The sequence below is a fragment of the Mesorhizobium sp. EU05-FHT14A09 genome, from assembly GCF_058790995.1.
On record NZ_JBYTDF010000012.1, the window covers coordinates 135,424 to 154,668 of the forward strand.

The following is a 19,245-nucleotide window of genomic DNA, read 5'->3' on the forward strand; positions in this document are numbered from 1 at the left end:
GAGCCCCTATTCCTTCACGACAACCACAGGCCTGCCATCAGGTCCAATCCTGACTGCGATCTTGCCCTCAACTGGCTCCGGCGCCGGTGCGACGTTTGTTGGGACGATGTCGCCCCGACGGTCATCGGAGAGCAGTTCCTGGCCCTTCTTCGTCTTCAGGCGTTCTTGCTGATCAAACCAGAAAAGAACCATCGGAATCTCCTATCAACGAACGAATATCGTTGAAAGGAGGCGGAAGCAAACTCGATTGACCTATTAAACACCCTCGCCTTGCTTGGGCTGCTGGATTCACTCCCAGCCTCATAAACGTCGTGCACTGGATGTGTGCTATCCAGTTAAAACCTTGAACTTCTCGCCATAACTTACCAAACCGATATCGTTAGTCGGGAAATGAAATGCCGAAAAAGAAACGCAAGGAAAAATCTGCGTCCAAAGAGCGCGAGGCGCTTATTGCTTCGCTCGGCGAGCAATTTGGCATCGGTGAAGCTCGCGCCCGAGCCATCGTTGTCCGATATGGTCCTTCAAGACGGCGTTGCGCTGCAGCCGTGGCTACATTCTTGGAGATTGAACGCTTGGTTTCCTCGACCGATGATACCTTCTAGGCCGATGGTTTCTGACAGATCCTGAACTGCCTGAAATCTCCCGGAACCTGCCAAAGCGCTCCACGTTTGATGACGGGAACAAATGCCCGCATCAAGAGGGACGCCATGAATGCAGCGATGACAGCGCTACGTGAGAAGCTCGCAACTGATCTGCAGACCTGCGAGGGTCTGATCTACTCCATCCGCAGCAAGACGATGGAGACATACGAAGTCGACGGACAGGGTATCCGAACCTATACGACCCAGCGCCGGCTTTCAGACCACGAGCGAATGGCAGAGAACCTCTGAGAGACAATCGCCCTGGTGGACGCTCTAGTTAAGCTGCCGATCTAAATTTCATCAACCTCAATCCGTGACCCGACCTGTTCAGCCCGCATTTCATTTTCCGTGAAAAGCCCGGTGCAGTTTCCGGACTTCCTCAGCGAGTGCGGGAACCGGTCCCTCGACTGCAATCCCTTCGACAACGCTTTCGATAGGCAAGGCCCGGACACGAGATGGAGCAACGCCAAGCTCGCCAAGCCAGGTGGTCAATTGTTCGGACGAACTGGCATAGACGATGCGGCCGAGACCTACCCAGCCGTGCGCGGCGGCGCACATTGGGCAATGTTCGCCCGACGTATACACGGTCGCCGCGGCCCGCTCATCCGGTGCCAAGTTGTTGGCGGCCCAGCGCGCGATGGCAAATTCGGGGTGCTGGGTATGATCTCCGCCCGCCACATGGTTATGGTCTTCGAACAGCACTTCGCCGGCGCTCGATACCAGGACCGAGCCAAAGGGTTCGTCGCCGACGTCCAAGGCAGCTTTAGCCAGATCCACGCAACGGCGGAGGTGCTTCAAGTCGGTTTCATCCATGGGATGATCCAATTCGAAGTCGGCCCCAGTGTAAAGAGCTTGCTCCATACTGGTGCCGGGCTATCCTCCCGGCTGGCTGCTGGTCGCCGCCCGATCCGAAGCCATGTTCTGATGGGTCGGAGCGCCAGAAGCTTCACCTAAACTCTTGCAGAGAGAAATGATCGGGTTTTCCACGGCAAGATATCGCCGCCCATTACCGCTTCGCGCTAAGGGATATTGAATTGCGCCTTTTTACCCCAGCTTTCAGCACCAGCCGTCGAGAATGCTAAACTCACAGAAACAACGGCCGTGACAGTGGAAGAGTTGGTGGACTTGTGGCTGCCCAATGACTGATATTCGACCTGCCCAGACACCAATGAACGCGCAACCCGGATGGCCGGAGATCGCGATCGCTGTTGGTGTGTATATTCTCGGCATTGGCTTTCTTGGCTACTGGATGCTGCTCCAGCCCGACGACAAGGCCGTCTTCCGCGTCAACATTGCTGGTGCAGCGAACTTTGCGCTCGGCTTCGCTGGATTGCTCGGCGCGTATCTCTATCGTGTTCGCAACTGGGGAGCATTCGGCTTTCGTCCGACGACGCTCAAGTGGATAGCGATCAGCGCAGCGCTTGGCGCGGTGGGCTTCGGCCTGATCTTCATTATCGAAGCGGTCTATTTCCATTTTATCTCCGAAGCGAACACACAAGCGGATTTTCAAGCTGCGGCAAACGGCGGCCTCGCGGGGATGCTGCTATTGTTGTTGACGAGCGCGGTCTTGGGACCGATTGGCGAGGAACTGGTGTTTCGCGGGGTGGTCCAGAGCGCTCTCGAAAAATACGGATCATGGGTCGCGGTATTAGGCAGTTCGCTCATGTTCGCCGCAATTCACGGACCGAGCGTCATCTTTGTGGATGCGTTTGTGATGGGGCTCTTCTTTGGTGCGATGTTCCGCCTATCAGGCTCCATCTGGCCGGCCGTGACCCTTCACGTGATCTATAACGGCCTCAACCTGATCTATTATTCGACGATCTAGTGACGGAGTGCTCATTTAGAGGGCTATTGCCTTCAAGCCTATACAAGTTTGATGCCTGTGGGCATCCTCCGCGTCATCCACACACTGGCGATCCGCTGGACTGGCGCTTTCGGTGAAAACCTGGAGGGGCGCCGCCAATGTCGCCGCTTTAAGTGCATTGAGGCTTGGGCTGTCGCGGTGAAGCGCCCATTGTTATCACGCGGTTGCTGCGGACCATCAAATAGTCTAAACACCAGCGCAGATTGGACCGTTAAGTGGTCCATTACGGAGTTGACCATGCAGGTGTCTGTCACAGAGGCAAAGGGACAGTTAACGGAGCTTGTTCGGCGAGCCGAGGCGGGCGACGATGTCATCCTTACCCGACATGGCCACGCAGCAGTACGGCTTGTGCCAATCAAGGCGACGCCAGACCGGAAATCCCGTCGGACGCTGCTTACGGCCGTGCGAGCATCTGCCGCCGCAAAGGTGGTAGCCGGACCGAATGCCGCGCGAAGCCAGGATTTCCTCTATGGCGATGACGGCCTTCCAAAATGATCGCGGTCGACACATCGACACTAATGGCCATTGTGCTGAATGAACCCGAAGCGGATGCCTGCGCCGTTGCACTGGAAGCCGAAGAAAAGCTCCTGATTTCCGCTGGCACTGTGGCTGAAGTGCTGATTGTGGCTGCAAGGCGAAATGTCGGCGAAGAAATGGAGCGCCTCATCGAAGGCCTCGGCTTCGAAATTGTCAGTATCACACCGGCATCGGCACGACGCATCGCCCGTGCTTATGAAAGTTGGGGCAAGGGCGTGCACCCTGCTGGGCTTAATTTCGGGGATTGTTTTGCCTATGAAGTTGCGAAAGAGCATGGATGCCCCTTGCTCTTTGTCGGCAAGGATTTTGCCCTAACCGATGTCGCAGGAGTGCTTTGATGGCGTTCCGCGCTTTGTGGCGCCGGACGGTCAAAGCTCACCTCGCCGGGATCGAAACCGCCCAGCAACCAGGTGCAACCCAGCCGGAAATGCCGTCACTCCGCGACGCGAACCACCAACTTGCCAAAGTTGCGCCCTTCCAGCAAACCGATGAAAGCCTCTGGTGCAGCCTCTAGCCCGTTGACGATGTCTTCCTTGTATCGGATTTGACCGGATGCAATCCATGCAGCCATCTGGCTGTAGAAGGCGGGGCGTTGATCGACAAACTCACGCTGGATGAAACCGCGAATGAGCAGGCTCCGGTTCAGGACATCACGCATGACACCTGGCAGGCGATCCGGTCCAGGATATGCGGCAGCATCATTGTACTGGGCGATCAGTCCACAGACCGGCACACGGGCAAAATCGTTCAGAAGCGGAAAGACGGCGTCCCAGACATGGCCGCCGACATTCTCGAAATAGACGTCAATGCCCTGCGGGCAGGAGGTCTTCAGCTGAGCCTCGAAATCCGGAGCACGGTGATCGATCACGGCATCAAAACCGAGTTCATCGCGCACGAATGCACACTTGTCTGCGCCGCCTGCGATGCCCACCGCGCGTGCACCCTTGAGCTTCGCGATCTGCCCAACGGCTGATCCTACGGCACCGCTGGCCGCTGCAACGACCACGGTTTCCCCAGGCTTCGGTTGGCCGATTGTGAGGAGGCCCGCATAGGCGGTAAAGCCGGGCATGCCGAGGATGCCGAGTGCGGTGCTGATGGGGGCGGCTGCCGGATCGAGCTTGCGAAGGGTCGAGCCATCGGCAACAGCGAAACTCTGCCATCCGGAATGCGAAAGAACGACATCACCCTCGACAAAATCGGGGTGCCGCGATCTGACGACCCTACCGACCGTGCCACCTTCCATGACATCGCCGATTTCCACAGGCTTGGCGTAAGATCTCCCGGCGTTCATCCTTCCCCTCATATAGGGGTCCAGCGAGAGGTACAGAATCTTGAGCAGAACCTGGCCCTCCGCTGGCTCTGCGATCGGCACGCTGTCCCGCCTGAAACTGTCGGGGCCCGGTTTACCAACCGGACGTCTTGCAAGAAGTATGCGGCGGTTGCTTTCGACCAAGGCACGACCTTTCCCAGAATCTATTCAGCAGTATGTCTCTCGGCCGGGAGTGGAGAGAAGTCGATTTGTTTCCATAATTCCAATGTTTTCGGGAATGTCGATTTAATCATTCTCTGAACGGATTGCCGGGAGTGCGCCTTCGAAAATCGGTGTTGTCCCGACGCGAGTTTGTCCGGATTCGGGAAGCGTTGATTTGGTTCTGAACGGCGAATTAAGATCCATAATGCACCCCAAGGTCGGGGCAAACATTTGCTCCAATCAGATTGTTAAACTTGTCAGAAATAGGCGCGTTCACACGGTGGGAAGTCGCGCTGGCTGCATCGCACGGTTCGGATCAACTCCTGAGAAAATGAGGAGGGGTTGGTCCGAAATGGAACACGATATGTTGGAGAGCTAGTCTCGCATTAGATGCAAAAGCTGATCGCTGATGTGGCGTGCAACCGCAAGACCCACGGCACCACAAGCGAATGGCTACTTTAGGCAGTTTTTGGAACCCGCGCTCCCGCCACCCATTCATTCCTCGGGATATCGAGGAGATAGACATGGTACTCGACGAGAGCGCGACACAATATGGCGATCTGGCAAAGGCCTACGCGAAGCTCATCTTCGCGAAGAAACGATTGAAGGACGCCGAAACACTGAGGCGAAACGACCGTAAGCGGCGAACGGCTTACGAATACCACCGTCGAGCGAAAGCCGAATACGGCAAAGCGCAAAGCGGTGGATGATTTTGTATCGCCAAGGGCTGGTCGGGTTCGACAACTCCGCCCGGTCGGCCAGAACCAGACGCGGCCGTGTTCTTTGGCCGCATTGGACGGCTACCCTTTGGCGCGCTGATCCGCCCACTGACCGTTCGCAAGCACGGCCATGAGCGCCGCTCGGTCCCCGGTACCATTCATTCATCAGCTTAACACTTAGCTAGAGGTATTGGAGGCTCGAGCGGAGGCTTGCCCCTCGGCATTGGCGCACTGTCTGGCGATCCGGGTCCAACGTTGTGGCACGCATCTCAGTCAACAGACTGCTCAGTTTCGCTGGGCGGGCCTTCTTTGCGAACTCGCGCGAGATTACTTGCAACGTTCTGGACAAGAGGTAGATCGCTTATTCAAGCGGACAGGCTATGTCCCGCGGACAGGCTATGTCCCGGTGCGATATCGAACTGAACAAGCCGGATCCAAACGATGAATATCCGCAGTTGGACCTCCCCAGCCGCCGACCAGTCTGACAGCCGTCAGACTCCGGCCTGCGAACTTCGCCTAGCGGGTCCGGAAATGCGCTACGAAATCGACTGGCTGCCATTACTGCCAATGACACAAGAGATTTTGATCCAAGCCTGCGTTCACTGCGTAAATACCGGGGACGAATATGTCGGCCTGTCTGGGCTGGGAAATTCAAAGACGTGAAAGCAGTCGCATGGACGCAAGGGTAAGGCATCAAGTATGGCCGGCATGGCTGAGGGCTCTAATTGCCGTGCTACCGGTGATCATGGCATCACTCCTGGGCCAATGGGCTACCTACCCGAACATCGCCTCTTGGTACTCGGGCCTGATCAAACCCACTTTCAACCCACCGAACTGGCTTTTTGCACCCGTCTGGACCACGCTTTACGCCTTGATGGCTTATGCAGTATGGCGTGTGCTCAAGATCCCCGGGAGACCTGCCGAGCGCCATCCTGCGCTGACGCTTTTCTTCCTCCAACTGGCGCTCAATGCGCTCTGGTCCTGGTTGTTTTTCGGGTTGCACAGTCCGCTTGCGGGGCTGCTCGACATCATCCCGCAGTTGATGGTCATTCTTGCCACGATCGTGATGTTCCGGCGGATTGACCCCGTCGCGGCCTGGTGCCTGGTGCCGTTGGCCGCCTGGGTGGGGTTTGCCGTTCTGCTGAATGTCGAAATATTGCGCCTGAACGGTTAGAAACAATCGCCGCACGATAGCAGCTGACCGACCCTCCGCTATTCGGGTTTCGGACAATCGTCATCTGAACGAATTCATTCCGCGGTTTCGCCTAGTGAATTGCGATAACCCCGTCGACCGCGCGCCATTCAGACGGGCGGATCAGGCGTTGGTGGGCGATGCGAACCGAATGAAGCGGACCTGCCAGTTCGCGTTCCCAATAGCCGAGGAACTGCTTCAATTCAGGGAAATGCGGCGCAAGGTCGTATTCCTGCCACACATAGAGCTGCAGCAGGCTGGGGTGATCGGGCAAGCGATAATGGATCTCGGCCGTGGTCAGGCCGTATCCTTCCATCTGCTGACGGAATTGCTTGCTCACGGTGGCAACCATATCTCGACCTCCTTGCTGCGAACCCACCCAGAGCGGCGTTCGTTGCCGACCGCCTGGCCTTGGCGAAGGTCTCGATATTTTGACGTAAGCCCGGACGAATTCAAGATCGAGTAGCGAATTTTGCTGTTGCTTTTCAGCGCTCTAGTGAAATGCGCCGGTCTTGCAAAAAAATTTCGCGTCGCCTCTTGAAACTCAGAATTCGCAAAATTAGCTCCACTTTCGCGTGATGCCCTTTTTGGGGTTGCGCGCCCCCGCTCCGGTCCGCCCGGTCCGGAGTGGAGGAACCTCTCACAATCTGTTTGTCCTGAAGGAGAACGATATGACGTTCCGTCCATTGCATGATCGTGTCCTGGTCCGCCGCGTTGAAGCCGATGAAAAGACGGCTGGCGGCATCATCATTCCCGACACCGCCAAGGAGAAGCCGCAGGAAGGCGAAGTCGTCGCCGTGGGGCCTGGCGCGCGCGACGAAAGCGGGAAGCAGGTGGCACTCGACCTGAAGGTCGGTGACCGTATCCTGTTCGGCAAATGGTCCGGCACTGAAATCAAGCTCAACGGCGAAGACCTCATCATCATGAAGGAAAGCGACGTTATGGGCGTGATCGAGGTGACCGCGACGCTGAAGAAAGCGGCGTAGGCACGGTCTCTGAACAAGTCAAAGAAAACTGCCTATTGAAGGAGTGATCCCATGGCTGCCAAGGAAGTCAAATTCAATTCCGACGCACGCGAGCGTATGCTGCGCGGTGTCGATATCCTCGCCAATGCCGTCAAGGTGACCCTCGGCCCGAAAGGCCGCAACGTCGTCATCGACAAGTCATTTGGGGCGCCGCGCATCACCAAGGACGGCGTCACCGTCGCCAAGGAAATCGAACTTGAAGACAAGTTCGAAAACATGGGCGCACAGATGGTGCGCGAAGTCGCTTCCAAGACCAACGACCTCGCCGGTGACGGCACCACCACCGCGACGGTGCTCGCCCAGGCCATCGTACGAGAAGGCGCCAAAGCCGTCGCTTCAGGGATGAACCCGATGGATTTGAAGCGCGGCATCGACAAGGCCGTCGAAGCAGTCGTGTCGGAACTCAAGGCCAACGCTCGCAAGATCACCAGGAATGACGAGATTGCCCAGGTCGGCACGATCTCGGCCAATGGCGACGCCGAAATCGGCCGCTATTTGGCCGAGGCGATGGAGAAGGTCGGCAATGAAGGCGTCATCACCGTCGAAGAAGCCAAGACCGCCGAGACCGAGTTGGAAGTGGTCGAAGGCATGCAGTTCGACCGCGGCTATCTGAGCCCCTACTTCGTCACCAACCAGGACAAGATGCGTGTCGAACTGGAAGAGCCCTATGTGCTGATCCATGAAAAGAAGCTTGGCAACCTGCAGGCGCTGCTGCCGGTTCTGGAAGCGGTGGTTCAATCCGGCAAGCCATTGCTCATCATCGCCGAGGATGTGGAAGGCGAGGCCTTGGCGACGCTGGTCGTCAACAAGCTGCGGGGTGGCCTCAAGGTCGCGGCGGTGAAGGCGCCGGGTTTCGGCGACCGCCGCAAGGCCATGCTGGAGGACATCGCCATTCTCACCGGTGGCACCGCGATCAGCGAGGATCTCGGCATTAAGCTCGAAAACGTTACGCTACAGATGCTCGGCCGCGCCAAGAAGGTGGTGATCGAGAAGGAGAACACCACGATCGTCGACGGCGCCGGCAAGAGGGAAGAGATCCAGGGGCGTGTCACCCAGATGAAGGCTCAGATCGAGGAGACAACCTCCGACTATGACCGCGAGAAGTTGCAGGAGCGGCTCGCCAAGCTGGCTGGCGGTGTTGCGGTGATCCGCGTCGGCGGGGCAACCGAGGTGGAAGTGAAGGAGAAGAAGGATCGTGTCGACGACGCCCTGCATGCAACCCGCGCGGCGGTTGAGGAAGGTATCCTGCCAGGGGGCGGCGTCGCGCTGCTGCGGTCTGTCCAGACCCTCGGCACGCTGACCGCCGACAATGCCGACCAGAAATACGGCATCGACATCGTTCGTCGCGCCATCGAGGCTCCCGTTCGCCAGATCGCCGAGAACGCGGGTGCCGAAGGTTCGATCATCGTCGGCAAGCTGCGGGAGAAGACAGACTTCGCCTATGGCTGGAACGCCCAAACGGGCGAATATGGCGACCTCTATGTTCAGGGTGTCATAGACCCGGCCAAAGTGGTGCGGACCGCCCTGCAGGATGCGGCGTCCGTCGCCGGCCTGCTGGTAACGACCGAGGCGATGGTTGCGGAAAAGCCCAAGAAGGAAGCCGCTCCGGCCCTGCCCGCCGGCACCGGGATGGACTTCTGAGCACGCTGGCACATGCCGCCTCCGTTCACGCGGAGGCAGGCTGGTTTGAGATGAGGTGATCGCCATGAATGCTATGACCGGTTCGCCATTGGTTTCGGCACCGACCCACGAGGCAAGTGAATTCCTCAATTATGAATTGGAGTGCCGCGCTGTTCTGAAGCCGCTGCTTGCCAATTTATTGGACAAGGCTGAGGGCGCGGGTTGGGCGCGTCGCACCGCGGCCTCCACGCTGATGTTTCTTGCAGCGCAGCATGTTTCGGAGGCATCGAAACGAATGCAGGCTGACAAATCCCAGGGGAAATAGGCGCTGCGCCAACCGTCGTAAAAAGACCCGCTCGGCTGGCCGGGCGGGTTTTGTGCGGCCAGTTGTCTTCCCCGTGGCATCATTTTCGGTCGTGCATGGAACCGTGCGCGCAACTCACCACTCAGATGGAGCGTTTGCGCCGCATCTGGTGGTGGCCGGAGAGTGAAACGCTTTAACTCGTCCCGCCCTATTTCCGTTCCCCTTGGCGTTGCCCCACAAGGCGCGCTGGATCAGGTTGCGCTTGCGCTTTCGCGGAAGGAGGTCGATATCGCTGACCAGTCTGGCACCGCCCCTGCGCCGCTCCAACGTTATCGTGCGGCTGTGATAGGCTTCGAGCTCGGCGCGGTGCGCGACGCTGATGATGGTGACCTTCGTCAACTCACTGATCATCGTCGCCATCATCTCCTGGCTCTTCTTGTCCAGCGCGGCCATTGCCTTGTCCATGACGACATTGTCCGGCCGCTTTCGGCATCTCAAACCTTGCTTAAGATACAGGATATTTCAGCGATGGGTGGGGTTCAGACGGCCCTACCACATTGCGTTACGGCTAAGACGTCGTTCTGGACGTTTCTGATTATCCGCCGATTGGGATTGGGCGCCGGGTTGCGGCTGATATTCCGCAACGGTTCATCGTGAAGCTCGGCATCCGGTGGTTTCTTGGTCGCACGATCGGGCTTCGGTGTGCTGGCCATCAGACCCTCCCTCGCGCTCGTGTCAACATGATCGCGAAAGGATGGTTTCTAAAATGCTCGAGCAACGTCGCGCTGAGGCAGCGGCGATACCGATATCGCCGCTGCAACACTTATTTTTCGGTCAGGCAGGCAACCATTGTCGAAGTCCGGCCATAGGCGGCATCGCGTCTTCTTCCACCAGAATGTTCTTCTTCTTGGCGAATTGGATTACGACGCCGCGCGCCGTCTCTGCATCGATGTCGCCGGTCAATGCGGCTTTGCAGGCGCGGATGGCCGCCTTTTGCTCAGGACTGTTACCGCACCAATCGGTGACGAACTGATATGCGTCCACAACGGAGTTCAGCTGGCGCGGGAAGCCAAGCCCGACCCACACGCGCAGCGGCTTTTCGAAGGGTTGGGAAAGCATCGTTTCATACCTCCGCAACGCTCAGTCCGTCACGTCGATGGTCCGATACGTCGTCGACCTGGCATTCCAGGGTATCGCCGCAGAACTGCCAGCGAAGGCTGGGGCGCCTGTCCGCTTCGCAGTTTGGCACGTCGCGCTATGCCGGTGCCCGTCCCGGACCAACACCGGATTTTCGAATGTTTTCTCGCTCATAGAAACCTCCACTTCTTGAACGATTTCAGATGCTTGAGGATAATCTCCGCCGACTTTGGCAGCGATCACGAAAAATATGTGAAGGCCGATTTTCGCTGTCAAGGCCATACAATGCGGTCGGACGAGATTGATGAACGCGACGCGACATTTGCGACGAAAGAAGGCTACCAGCGGCTAGGATCGTCGATCGATCATTTAAGAAGCCCTTTGGCCAGAAATTCCTCGACAAGAGGTCGCTACCCGGTCATCCGCGCTGGTTTGTTTGCCAGATGGCTATGCTTCCGCCGTCGTGGCCTTTGTGCCCGCTAAGTTAGCCGGACGGGAACGCTGGATGCTTCTCTGCCTTTTCGGTTCAACGTCACGCAGCTTGTCCTCCGACAGCGCTCCGACAACACAGTTCGCGAGACTGAACGCAATGAAGTCAGCTTCCAATCGTTCGGCGAGTTGATTCTCATCGAACGGCCTTTCGCTCCCCGGCGATGTCCACAGGATAAGACCGACGCGTGCATCGGGAGCCAAAATCCCTTTCGACGGCGCATCGCTAACCTGGTCAGCGGCAAACTGGCTGTAGCGCAAGGATGGCGGTATTAAACTTACAGAATGCCCTCCCGATCGGTCACCGTCACTGAGCGGGCGCGCAAACGCGATAATGGCTCACAGGCCGTGTACACCGCTAACGCCGTTAGCCTGTTCTTCCTCCGAGTTTCGAAAGGATCGCGCGACGGTCCCGGATGTGATTGGTTTCTGCAACCAGGGCCGTTTGTATCTAAGGCCCCAAAACCGGCATCCGAACATGCGCTGAGGGGCGGTAAGTCACCTGACCTTCAAGCCCCTCATAGACGAGGCCCCTATCGAGAAGGTAGTTTAAGGCGGTCTCGGTGATCGTTGTCGCCAACAAGGCGCTCGGGCAAGCGTGGACGCCCACGCCGAACTCCATCGATTTCCTGTCGTCGCGAAACAACTCGAAGCAATCAGGGTCGGGATTGAGAGCTGGATCGCGACTGGCTGCGGCCAAGGTGACGATGATCATGTCATTGGCACGCATCGCTTGCCCGGCAACAATGGCATCGCTGACCACGAAGCGAAGCGTGCTATGGGTGACCGGATCGAAGCGCAGAACCTCTTGAACAAACGCCCTGAGCAATGATCGATCGCTGCGAACGGCGGCGGCCACCTCAGCATGGCGCGCAAGCGCGACAAGGCTTGAGCCGATCAGCGCGGAGGTACCGGCAAAACCTTGTGCCATCAGCCCAATGCCATTGGCAATCACCATGCCAGCATCCAATCGGCCTGAAAGGCTTGCTTGCCGTGACAGCATGGCAAGCAGCGAACCATCATCGTCAGGCAGGGCTGCCAACATGGTTCCAAACAGGTCGAGAAGCCGGATCGAACTGTCGGCCCCTGCCTGCAAGATAGCGGGGGTCAATTGGGGAACGCCGGTGATGGCAGCTGTTGCTGCCGCCCCATAGTTACCCATCCAGCCTGCAACGTCCGAAAAGCTGGCTGGCGGAACTCCAAGCAGAGTCATGATGACCTGCGACGGCAAGGCCGTCGCGAACTGATTCAGCCCCTCAAGGTCTTCCTCTGGCCTGAGGATTGCCGCCAGCTTCTTCGCCAGATGACTGGTAAGATCCGCTATACGTCGTTGACTCACACTTTCGAGTACAGCCGCCACCGCGCTTTTCAGCGGGCAGTGGATTTCTCCATCGTTCATCCGCACGAGACGGCTGAAAATCTCGGCCACGGGCGTTCCAACCAAGGGCTCGGGCACCCGGTTGACCAAAGGCCTGGTCAGACATAGCGGGCTGGTCAGCACGGCGTTCGCCGCCGCTGCGCTGACGGCGATCCACGGGCCCGCCACGCCCTCTCGATAAATCGGCTTGCCGGACACCAGACGTGCATAGAAGGGATAGGGATCGGCGTGGGACGGCGCTGCTCTCACATGAGCAGGCTCGCGGGGAATTCCTTTGCCCGGCTGTTTCACCACCTCGAATCTCCTCACAAGACCGCTTGATCGAGCAAGGGCTGAGCCGTGCATTCCGCAGCTTGCAGCCCACGCGACAGATCCCGTTTGAGATCCTCGATGTCTTCGAGACCTATCTGCAGGCGGATCAGCGCGCCGTCGAAGGCGCTATCCGCGACAGTCCGATCCGCGAGGTCCGCCTGCATGGCAAGGCTGCCATAACTGCCCCATGAATAGCCCAGGCCGAATATCCTGAGTGCATCGAGAAATGCATGCGCCTGCGAGGCGCATGCCAGGACAATCGAGAATACCCCGCTCGCACCCGAGAAATCCCGTTTCCAGATGGCATGGTCGGGATGGCTCGAAAGAGCCGGATGGAGAACCCGCGCAATGCCAGGCTGATGTTCAAGCCATGCGGCGATCTCTATTGCGCTTTTCTGATGATGGGCCAGTCGCACGCCCATTGTCCGCAGGCCACGCAGTACCTGATAGCTATCATCGGGCGCGGCAGGAATGCCCAGCGCCAGGAACATCTCCCACAACCGCGGCCAGGTCGCGGCGTTCGCCGAGACCATGCCAAGCAGCAGGTCGGCATGGCCGCCAGGATATTTCGTCGCTGCATGCACCGAAATATCGACACCGTGGTCTAGTGGCCTGAACAACAGCGGTGTCGCCCAGGTGTTGTCCATCATGACAATGGCGTTGGCGGCATGAGCGGCACTGGAAATAGCCGGGATATCCTGCACTTCAAACGTGTTGGAGGCTGGCGACTCGGTGAAGACCACTTTGGTGTTGGACCGCAGCAGCCGTTTGATGCCGGCACCGATACGCGGCTCGTAGTATTCCACCTCGATGCCCATGCGCCTCAGGACAAGGTCGGCGAACTGGCGGGTCGGCGCATAGACGCAATCCGTGACCAGCACGTGGTCGCCTGCCGCAAGAAAGGCCATCATTGGCAAAGCGACAGCCGCCTGGCCCGACGGCACCAGGACCGTGCCGGCCGATCCCTCCAGCGCGTCGACTGCACGGCAAAGCGCATTGCTTGTTGGCGTTCCGTGGGTCGCATAGATGTATGGTTGGTCCCGTGTCGCCATCGTTCGGGCGTCCGGGAAAAGCACCGTCGATGCATGAACCACAGGTGGATTGACGAAACCGAAGTAACCATGCGGCTCATAGCCGATATGCGCCAGCTTCGTGTTCATGCCAGTTTTGGCGAAGCTCTCTCCATCAGCCATCATCCGGCCTCTCCGCAGTCATGCAGTTGGAATTGCAAACACCACCCTCAGCGCAACGGCGGCGCATATTGCAGACCGCCATTGACCCACAGCGCGTTGATGCCGCGCGCGATCTTCAACGGGCTGCCGGCTCCGAGATCGCGCTCGAATACCTCGCCGTAATTGCCGACGTGGCTGACAATGCGGGCAACCCACTCGCGGTCGAGACCAAGATCGGCGCCCAGCTGGCTGCCAGCCTCCTGACCGAGCACCCGTTTGACTTCGGGACTGCCGTTGACTTTCATATCGCCAACATTGGCCTGGGTAATGCCCAGTTCCTCCGCGGTCACCATCGCGTAGTGCGCCCAGCTCACCACATCGAACCATTTGTCGTCGCCCTGGCGGACTGCCGATCCGAGCGGTTCCTTGGAAATGACCTCGGGAAGGACGAGGTGCTCGGCTGGATTGGCGAGCGTCAGGCGCACGCTGTACAGCGCCGACTGGTCAATGGTGACGACGTCACAACGACCGGCATCGTATGCGGACCTGATCTCCTCGAGTTTTTCAAAGACCACCGGATTGTACTCCATGCCATTGGCCTTGAAGTAGTCAGCGACGTTCAGTTCGCTGGTTGTGCCTGTTTGAACACAAACCGAAGCGCCCGCCAGTTGCCGGGCAGATTTTACTGCGGGCAATTTCCTGGAGTTGATCATGAAACCCTGACCGTCATAATAGTTGACGGCGCGGAAGTTGAGGCCAAGAGCAGTATCCCGACCCAGCGACCAGGTGGTGTTGTACTGAAGGATATCGACTTCGCCTGATTGAATGGCCGTGAACCGCTCCTTGGCCGACAGGGGGGCGAACTTCACCGCCTTGGGGTCATCGAAGATTGCGGCCGCGACGGCACGGCAAAGATCGACGTCGAGACCTGACCACTCGCCCTTCTCATCCGGAGCAGAAAACCCGGGGACGCCTGTGCTGACGCCGCACTTGAGGAAACCGGCTGCCTTGACGTTCTCGAGCGTGCCCGCGACCACCGGCATCGCAAATACCGTCAGCGGTATGGTAAGCACCAGCTTCAGCAGTTTCATCATTCCATCCCCCTTTTCGTGAAACCCATGCGCGCGTCATTGGTCCGGCGTTGCGGTTTCCCAGCCGTGATATTTCGTCGAAATTGCCTTGCGTGGATCGGCGGCCCGTGCAGACCAAGCCGCTCTGGCTACCAGATCTTCCCGCGAGCAATCATCTGGAGAAGAGAGCGTTCAGTTCCTGCTGGCCGATCTGATCGGCAGCAAATTTGATGGTGCCTTCGTCGCACAATTCGCGGACGCTGCGGCGAACAAGGCCCAGCGCGGATCGCGCGATGCTGCCACCGAGGCTCACGCGCTTCACGCCAATGTCGAGCAAGACAGGCACACTCAAAGGAACGGTGCCCCAGCCGATGACGATGTTGACCGGCCCGGCGATTTCACGGACCAGGGTCTTGATGGTGTCGAGGTCATTGGGCCCGCAGGGGTAGACGCAGTCAGCCCCTGCCTCCAGATAGAGGTTGGCGCGCCTTATGGCTGTCGCAAGAGGATCGGCCATGCCCACAAGGAATGCGTCGATCTTGGCATTCAGGACGAAGTCACCGCCGCTCGCTTCGATTGTGGCTTTTGCTGCCTTTATGCGATCAACCGAAAGCACCTCTTCGTAGAGGCCTTCGGCGCGCGGATTGTTGTCCTCGATATTGCCGCCTGCCAGGCCCACTGCCATGGCATGGTCAATGGTTTCGGCAACCGACCGTGGTTCGGCGCCATAGCCGTCTTCCAGATCACCATTGACCGGCAGCGGAACGGCCGCGACGATCTGCCGAAGCCGCTGGAACATTTCGTCCCGCGTCAGCACCGAGGCGGCATCGCGAATGTCAAAGTCGGGTTTGCCAAGCGAGAAGGCAATGCCGGCGCTGGTGGTTCCAATCGCTGAGACGCCGCCACTCGCCAGGACGACTGCACTTCCGGCATCCCAGGCATTTGGCATGACGAAACCGCGCTCCGCCGCGTGAAGGGCCTTGAACGCTTTCGCCTTTTCGATCTGGACGGCCATTATCGATTTCCTCTGCAATTGGCGAGCGAGGACAGTCCTATTAAGGTTGGCCGCATTCGTCCAATTTCTAATATTTGTCAGGCTCATAAACATTGTTTATAGCGAACGCATGGATGGCGAAGCACTGAACACGTTTCTGATGGTCTACCGGCAACGTGGCTTCTCCAATGCAGCTCGCGCTTTGAACCGCACGCAGCCGGCCATCTCGCACCGGATCGGCCTGCTTGAGCACGAGCTCGGCATGTCGCTCTTCGAGCGGACTTCTAATGGCATTGCGCTAAGCCAAGCAGGACGCGTACTGCTACCTTATGCCGAGCGCGCGCTTGCGGCTCTCCAGGATGCCGAGACCGCTGTAAGAGCCCTCAAGACCGAGAATGCCGGCCCCTTGTCGCTGGCGGTGGTTGGTACCCTGGCAAGCACAAGCCTAACCAGCATATTGAAGCGCTTCGCGGCCGATTATCCGTCCGTGGACCTGGCGTTGCAGACGACCCGCAGCACGGAGGTGAGTGATCTGGTGCGGCGTGGCGAAGCCACCATCGGCATTCGCTATGACCGCGACCGTTCGCCTGACCTGCACTATGAATGTCTTGGCAGGGAAAAGATGCTGGTTGCCTGCTCCACGGACCATGGCCTGGCTGGCCGCTCTATCAAGTCGCTCGCTGAATTGGTCACCGAACGATGGATGGCCTTCCCGGAAATCCCGGGGCAACGCGAGATCTGGGCATCACACGTGTTCAGCGTCTTCCAGACGTTTGGTCTGGGCGAAGTCGAGTGGACCCCTGTGGACAGCCTGACCGCACAGAAACGCCTCGTGGAAGCGGGATTTGGCCTGGCCTTGATGACCGAAAGTGGCATCGCCGAGGAGCGCGCTGCCGGAACGCTCGCCACGATCGATGTCGGTGATTTGAAACTAACCATCCCGGTTTTCCTGGTTATGCGCCACGGCGGCTTTTTGAGTGCTGCTGCCACCAGGCTCCGTGATTTGCTGAGCACGGATTACCTGAGCCAGAATCCGGGCGATCTGGTGAACGTGCAATTGGCTTCCGAAACATAAATATCTCTGCACTTTGCCGATACGCTCCAGAAGCGACCAGCCCTCAAATGAGACACCCGCCCCGGGGAGCCGTATGGATGCTTTGTTCAAGTTGCAGAATTCAGGTACAAAGCTGTCACGCACTTTGCCGCCGATCGCAATTGTCTTTGAACAAGCCTCGCTCAAATTCAGAAACTCCGATAAATTATAGAACCGCGACAGAGTTACTGACGGCTCAGTATAAATTCCTTGCCCGTTGTTCCTGGCCTTGAAGGGGCTCAGATCATGGAAATCGTAACGCTCGGCCATTTCGCAGGTTGTGTCGGCGGCGCCTTCGACCTCGAGCTTGGAGAAAGTACCGTGGCACTGACCCTGGCAGAGGCTCGGCCACTGCCGGAGACCGGCTTTTCCGGGATGCGGCGGTCACCTTTCTCATTGATGTTCCGAAGCGCCTCGCAGGTGGTGCTTCCGCAGAAGCTCTACAAAATGAAAAACACCACATTGGGTAAGCTTGAAATATTCCTTGTGCCCGTCGCCCGGGACAAGGAGGGCATCGTTTATCAGGCGATTTTCAACTGAGAGCGCCCACGATGATAGGGTGCGGCCGTTCTGGCCATCGCATCTCAAGATGCGTGTCGTCAGCATCGATTTGATGGAAACCCAGGCGCCGATAAAGAGCTTGAGCACGAACATTGCGATGTTCAACATGCAGCAAAACGCGTGAACCCGCATGCGCAAGAACCTGCTGCTGGATCATTTTCAGCATGCCCTGCCCTTTGCCAAGATTGCGCCATTGCGGCAGGAAACCGATGTCGATGATGTGCCATTGCTCGGCACTGGAGTCGATGTACAGGCGTCCAATTGGTTCAGCGCCTTCCAACAGTATCAGGAAGTCGGCGTCAGCGAATCTGGCCACATAATGACGATGCTGAAGGTCAAACTGCTGATCGATGAACGCAAGTTTCATTGCCATGGGCCATAGCAGATATTCCATGTCCTGCGCCCGGAAAGACCAATAGAGCCGGCGCAGGAACGCGATGTCGTCGTGCGTGGCAGCGCGGGTCGCGCCGCGCGGCGGCTGGAAACGAGAGCCGGCCGTGCAAGGAAACGCAGGCAATCGCCTTCCGTCGCCAGATGTCATCAGCCAAATGACGGGAAAGCGCCAGCCATCGCTATGCAGTAGTTCATGGCAAGGAATGGCTGGCGGTTCTCGTGCGGCTGGTTGCTGCCGGTAAAACCAATCATGTTCGGTATGAACTGCAGGTTCGGCTGCGCGCTTGCGACAAAGGCGGTGGTATTCGCTGGCGTGGTCACAGCATTGCCGGCCGAGGGTGAAGCCGCTTTCTTGGCCGGATCGGCCTGGTTGTAAATCGTGAACTGGTGCATGTGCGCCGGCATTTCGGCAATCGTCAGCGTCTCGCCGTTTTCGCCGAATGTCTCGCCGATGCTGCGCGGCGAAACACCCGGGCCCCGGCCCTGATTGCAGCCAGCGCGGTTGACGAAATTGGGCAATTGAAAATTTGTCGTGCCGTTACCGCCATAATTGGTGCCCAGCAGTGCGAACATCGCCGAATATTGCTGAATCGGAACGAGCGACCCGCTGCAGAATGCCCATCCGCGCGGCGCGAAGTTGAAACCAAAAACCTGTATCTCACCGATGAAAGGCGTGGTCATGGCGACGTCCTGCGATCTTTGAACCGGTTGCGTTTGCGAGCCTGCGCGCCGCTTATCCCTGCGAAGGAAAAACTCCGGCCCAGGCAATGCAGAACTGCACAGTCAGGGTCGGCATCGTATTGTCATGCGCTGAATTGCCACCGCTGGCCTGCGTCGATTGCGGGGCCGTGATGAGGGGTGTCGCGCCACTGATATCGGTCACGTACATCGTGTCACCGGGGATAGCACCGAGTTCCACCGTGGTGGCGACGGACTTGGAATTGGCTGTCGAGGGGGTCGCGGTCATCGGGTGATTGTGTTGGGGTATCTGCGCGGGCAGAAGATTCACTGTCTCGCTTCCCGACATTTGCCCGATGACATAACGCGACAGACCTGGGCCCGCGCCCTGGTGGATCGGCACGCGGCCGGAAAGCTGCGGCGTGGCGAACGAGACCTGTCCATCGCCCCCGTAAGTGGTGCCGATTAGTGTGAATAAGGCATCATATTGGGAAATGGCGTATAGCGAGCCATCGCAAGGTAACCAGCCATTGGGGACGCGGGGAAAGCCGAACATCCGGATCTCGCCGACATATGGCTCACTCATCGATGATCT

The 19,245-nt window shown here is 58.4% G+C and carries 24 protein-coding genes and 1 pseudogene; 12 read left to right on the forward strand and 13 right to left on the reverse strand.

Annotated features, from left to right (window positions below):
• Positions 1–6: 6 nt before the first annotated feature.
• Complete coding sequence (locus tag AC3WTO_RS28145; RefSeq protein WP_129413058.1) at positions 7–192, reverse strand: hypothetical protein; 186 nt, start codon at positions 190–192, stop codon at positions 7–9.
• Positions 193–395: 203 nt separating this feature from the next.
• Between AC3WTO_RS28145 and AC3WTO_RS28150 the strand changes: the two genes are divergently transcribed.
• Together AC3WTO_RS28150 and AC3WTO_RS28155 are read left to right on the forward strand one after the other, a co-directional pair.
• Positions 396–602 carry a hypothetical protein gene (locus AC3WTO_RS28150; RefSeq protein ID WP_492464189.1) on the forward strand — a complete coding sequence of 69 codons (207 nt, stop codon included), beginning with the start codon at positions 396–398 and terminating at the stop codon, positions 600–602.
• A 117-nt stretch (positions 603–719) separates the two neighbouring features.
• Positions 720–890: a hypothetical protein gene (locus tag AC3WTO_RS28155; protein WP_492464188.1), complete on the forward strand. Its 171-nt coding sequence runs from the start codon at positions 720–722 to the stop codon at positions 888–890.
• A gap of 90 nt (positions 891–980) precedes the next feature.
• Here the strand turns inward: AC3WTO_RS28155 and AC3WTO_RS28160 are convergent, their stop codons facing one another.
• Positions 981–1,454 (reverse strand): nucleoside deaminase, encoded by a 474-nt coding sequence (locus AC3WTO_RS28160; protein ID WP_492464187.1) that lies wholly within the window; start codon positions 1,452–1,454, stop codon positions 981–983.
• 355 nt (positions 1,455–1,809) lie between these two features.
• Here AC3WTO_RS28160 and AC3WTO_RS28165 point away from each other — a divergent pair, with 355 nt between their 5' ends.
• From AC3WTO_RS28165 to AC3WTO_RS28175, 3 genes are all read left to right on the forward strand, one after another.
• Complete coding sequence (locus AC3WTO_RS28165; RefSeq protein ID WP_492464186.1) at positions 1,810–2,466, forward strand: CPBP family intramembrane glutamic endopeptidase; 657 nt, start codon at positions 1,810–1,812, stop codon at positions 2,464–2,466.
• A 276-nt stretch (positions 2,467–2,742) separates the two neighbouring features.
• Positions 2,743–3,000, forward strand: coding sequence for a type II toxin-antitoxin system Phd/YefM family antitoxin (locus AC3WTO_RS28170; RefSeq protein WP_129413054.1), 258 nt, complete (start codon positions 2,743–2,745; stop codon positions 2,998–3,000).
• Positions 2,997–3,380 (forward strand): type II toxin-antitoxin system VapC family toxin, encoded by a 384-nt coding sequence (locus AC3WTO_RS28175; RefSeq protein WP_492464185.1) that lies wholly within the window; start codon positions 2,997–2,999, stop codon positions 3,378–3,380. Before AC3WTO_RS28170 ends, AC3WTO_RS28175 begins: the two co-directional genes overlap by 4 nt.
• A 95-nt stretch (positions 3,381–3,475) precedes the next feature.
• Here AC3WTO_RS28175 and curA read toward each other — a convergent pair whose 3' ends face one another.
• Positions 3,476–4,495 (reverse strand): NADPH-dependent curcumin/dihydrocurcumin reductase, encoded by a 1,020-nt coding sequence (curA, locus tag AC3WTO_RS28180; protein ID WP_492464184.1) that lies wholly within the window; start codon positions 4,493–4,495, stop codon positions 3,476–3,478.
• 542 nt (positions 4,496–5,037) lie between these two features.
• Here curA and AC3WTO_RS28185 point away from each other — a divergent pair.
• Both AC3WTO_RS28185 and AC3WTO_RS28190 read left to right on the forward strand, forming a co-directional pair.
• Positions 5,038–5,223, forward strand: coding sequence for a hypothetical protein (locus tag AC3WTO_RS28185; protein ID WP_492464183.1), 186 nt, complete (start codon positions 5,038–5,040; stop codon positions 5,221–5,223).
• A 634-nt stretch (positions 5,224–5,857) separates the two neighbouring features.
• Complete coding sequence (locus AC3WTO_RS28190) at positions 5,858–6,406, forward strand: TspO/MBR family protein (protein ID WP_492464182.1); 549 nt, start codon at positions 5,858–5,860, stop codon at positions 6,404–6,406.
• A 91-nt stretch (positions 6,407–6,497) separates the two neighbouring features.
• Here AC3WTO_RS28190 and AC3WTO_RS28195 read toward each other — a convergent pair whose 3' ends face one another.
• Positions 6,498–6,776, reverse strand: a complete 279-nt coding sequence (locus tag AC3WTO_RS28195; RefSeq protein WP_129413052.1) for an usg protein — start codon at positions 6,774–6,776, stop codon at positions 6,498–6,500.
• Positions 6,777–7,095: 319 nt separating this feature from the next.
• On the opposite strand from AC3WTO_RS28195, the gene groES reads away from it, so the two are divergent.
• The 3 genes from groES (at position 7,096) to AC3WTO_RS28210 (ending at position 9,394) form a co-directional block, all read left to right on the forward strand.
• Positions 7,096–7,410, forward strand: a complete 315-nt coding sequence (gene groES / locus AC3WTO_RS28200; RefSeq protein ID WP_492464181.1) for a co-chaperone GroES — start codon at positions 7,096–7,098, stop codon at positions 7,408–7,410.
• Positions 7,411–7,461: 51 nt separating this feature from the next.
• Positions 7,462–9,090 carry a chaperonin GroEL gene (gene groL, locus AC3WTO_RS28205; protein WP_492464180.1) on the forward strand — a complete coding sequence of 543 codons (1,629 nt, stop codon included), beginning with the start codon at positions 7,462–7,464 and terminating at the stop codon, positions 9,088–9,090.
• Positions 9,091–9,154: 64 nt separating this feature from the next.
• The gene (locus tag AC3WTO_RS28210) at positions 9,155–9,394 is read left to right on the forward strand and encodes a hypothetical protein (RefSeq protein WP_129413049.1); all 240 of its coding nucleotides are present in this window, start codon (positions 9,155–9,157) and stop codon (positions 9,392–9,394) included.
• Between the two features lie 114 nt (positions 9,395–9,508).
• Here the strand turns inward: AC3WTO_RS28210 and AC3WTO_RS28215 are convergent.
• The 6 genes and pseudogenes from AC3WTO_RS28215 to AC3WTO_RS28240 all read right to left on the reverse strand — a co-directional run.
• Positions 9,509–9,856: pseudogene (locus tag AC3WTO_RS28215) on the reverse strand (hypothetical protein); the annotation flags it as partial.
• A gap of 351 nt (positions 9,857–10,207) precedes the next feature.
• The gene (locus tag AC3WTO_RS28220; RefSeq protein WP_492464179.1) at positions 10,208–10,492 is read right to left on the reverse strand and encodes a DUF982 domain-containing protein; all 285 of its coding nucleotides are present in this window, start codon (positions 10,490–10,492) and stop codon (positions 10,208–10,210) included.
• A gap of 958 nt (positions 10,493–11,450) precedes the next feature.
• Positions 11,451–12,671, reverse strand: coding sequence for a cytochrome P450 (locus tag AC3WTO_RS28225; RefSeq protein WP_492464178.1), 1,221 nt, complete (start codon positions 12,669–12,671; stop codon positions 11,451–11,453).
• Positions 12,672–12,682: 11 nt separating this feature from the next.
• Positions 12,683–13,885 (reverse strand): cystathionine beta-lyase, encoded by a 1,203-nt coding sequence (locus AC3WTO_RS28230; RefSeq protein ID WP_492464177.1) that lies wholly within the window; start codon positions 13,883–13,885, stop codon positions 12,683–12,685.
• A 44-nt stretch (positions 13,886–13,929) separates the two neighbouring features.
• Positions 13,930–14,952, reverse strand: coding sequence for an amino acid ABC transporter substrate-binding protein (locus AC3WTO_RS28235; RefSeq protein WP_492464176.1), 1,023 nt, complete (start codon positions 14,950–14,952; stop codon positions 13,930–13,932).
• A gap of 151 nt (positions 14,953–15,103) precedes the next feature.
• Positions 15,104–15,946: an isocitrate lyase/PEP mutase family protein gene (locus AC3WTO_RS28240; protein ID WP_492464175.1), complete on the reverse strand. Its 843-nt coding sequence runs from the start codon at positions 15,944–15,946 to the stop codon at positions 15,104–15,106.
• Between the two features lie 46 nt (positions 15,947–15,992).
• Between AC3WTO_RS28240 and AC3WTO_RS28245 the strand changes: the two genes are divergently transcribed.
• Positions 15,993–17,000: a LysR family transcriptional regulator gene (locus AC3WTO_RS28245; RefSeq protein ID WP_492464174.1), complete on the forward strand. Its 1,008-nt coding sequence runs from the start codon at positions 15,993–15,995 to the stop codon at positions 16,998–17,000.
• A 264-nt stretch (positions 17,001–17,264) separates the two neighbouring features.
• The gene (locus AC3WTO_RS28250; RefSeq protein WP_492464173.1) at positions 17,265–17,558 is read left to right on the forward strand and encodes a DUF6916 family protein; all 294 of its coding nucleotides are present in this window, start codon (positions 17,265–17,267) and stop codon (positions 17,556–17,558) included.
• Here the strand turns inward: AC3WTO_RS28250 and AC3WTO_RS28255 are convergent.
• The 3 genes from AC3WTO_RS28255 to AC3WTO_RS28265 are packed head-to-tail and all read right to left on the reverse strand — an operon-like array spanning position 17,551 to position 19,236.
• Positions 17,551–18,096 (reverse strand): GNAT family N-acetyltransferase, encoded by a 546-nt coding sequence (locus AC3WTO_RS28255; RefSeq protein ID WP_492464172.1) that lies wholly within the window; start codon positions 18,094–18,096, stop codon positions 17,551–17,553. The genes AC3WTO_RS28250 and AC3WTO_RS28255 overlap by 8 nt on opposite strands.
• A 23-nt stretch (positions 18,097–18,119) precedes the next feature.
• Positions 18,120–18,653, reverse strand: a complete 534-nt coding sequence (locus AC3WTO_RS28260) for a phage tail protein (RefSeq protein WP_492464171.1) — start codon at positions 18,651–18,653, stop codon at positions 18,120–18,122.
• A gap of 52 nt (positions 18,654–18,705) precedes the next feature.
• On the reverse strand, positions 18,706–19,236 hold the full coding sequence (locus AC3WTO_RS28265) for a phage tail protein (protein WP_492464170.1): 531 nt from the start codon (positions 19,234–19,236) through the stop codon (positions 18,706–18,708).
• Positions 19,237–19,245: the final 9 nt, after the last annotated feature.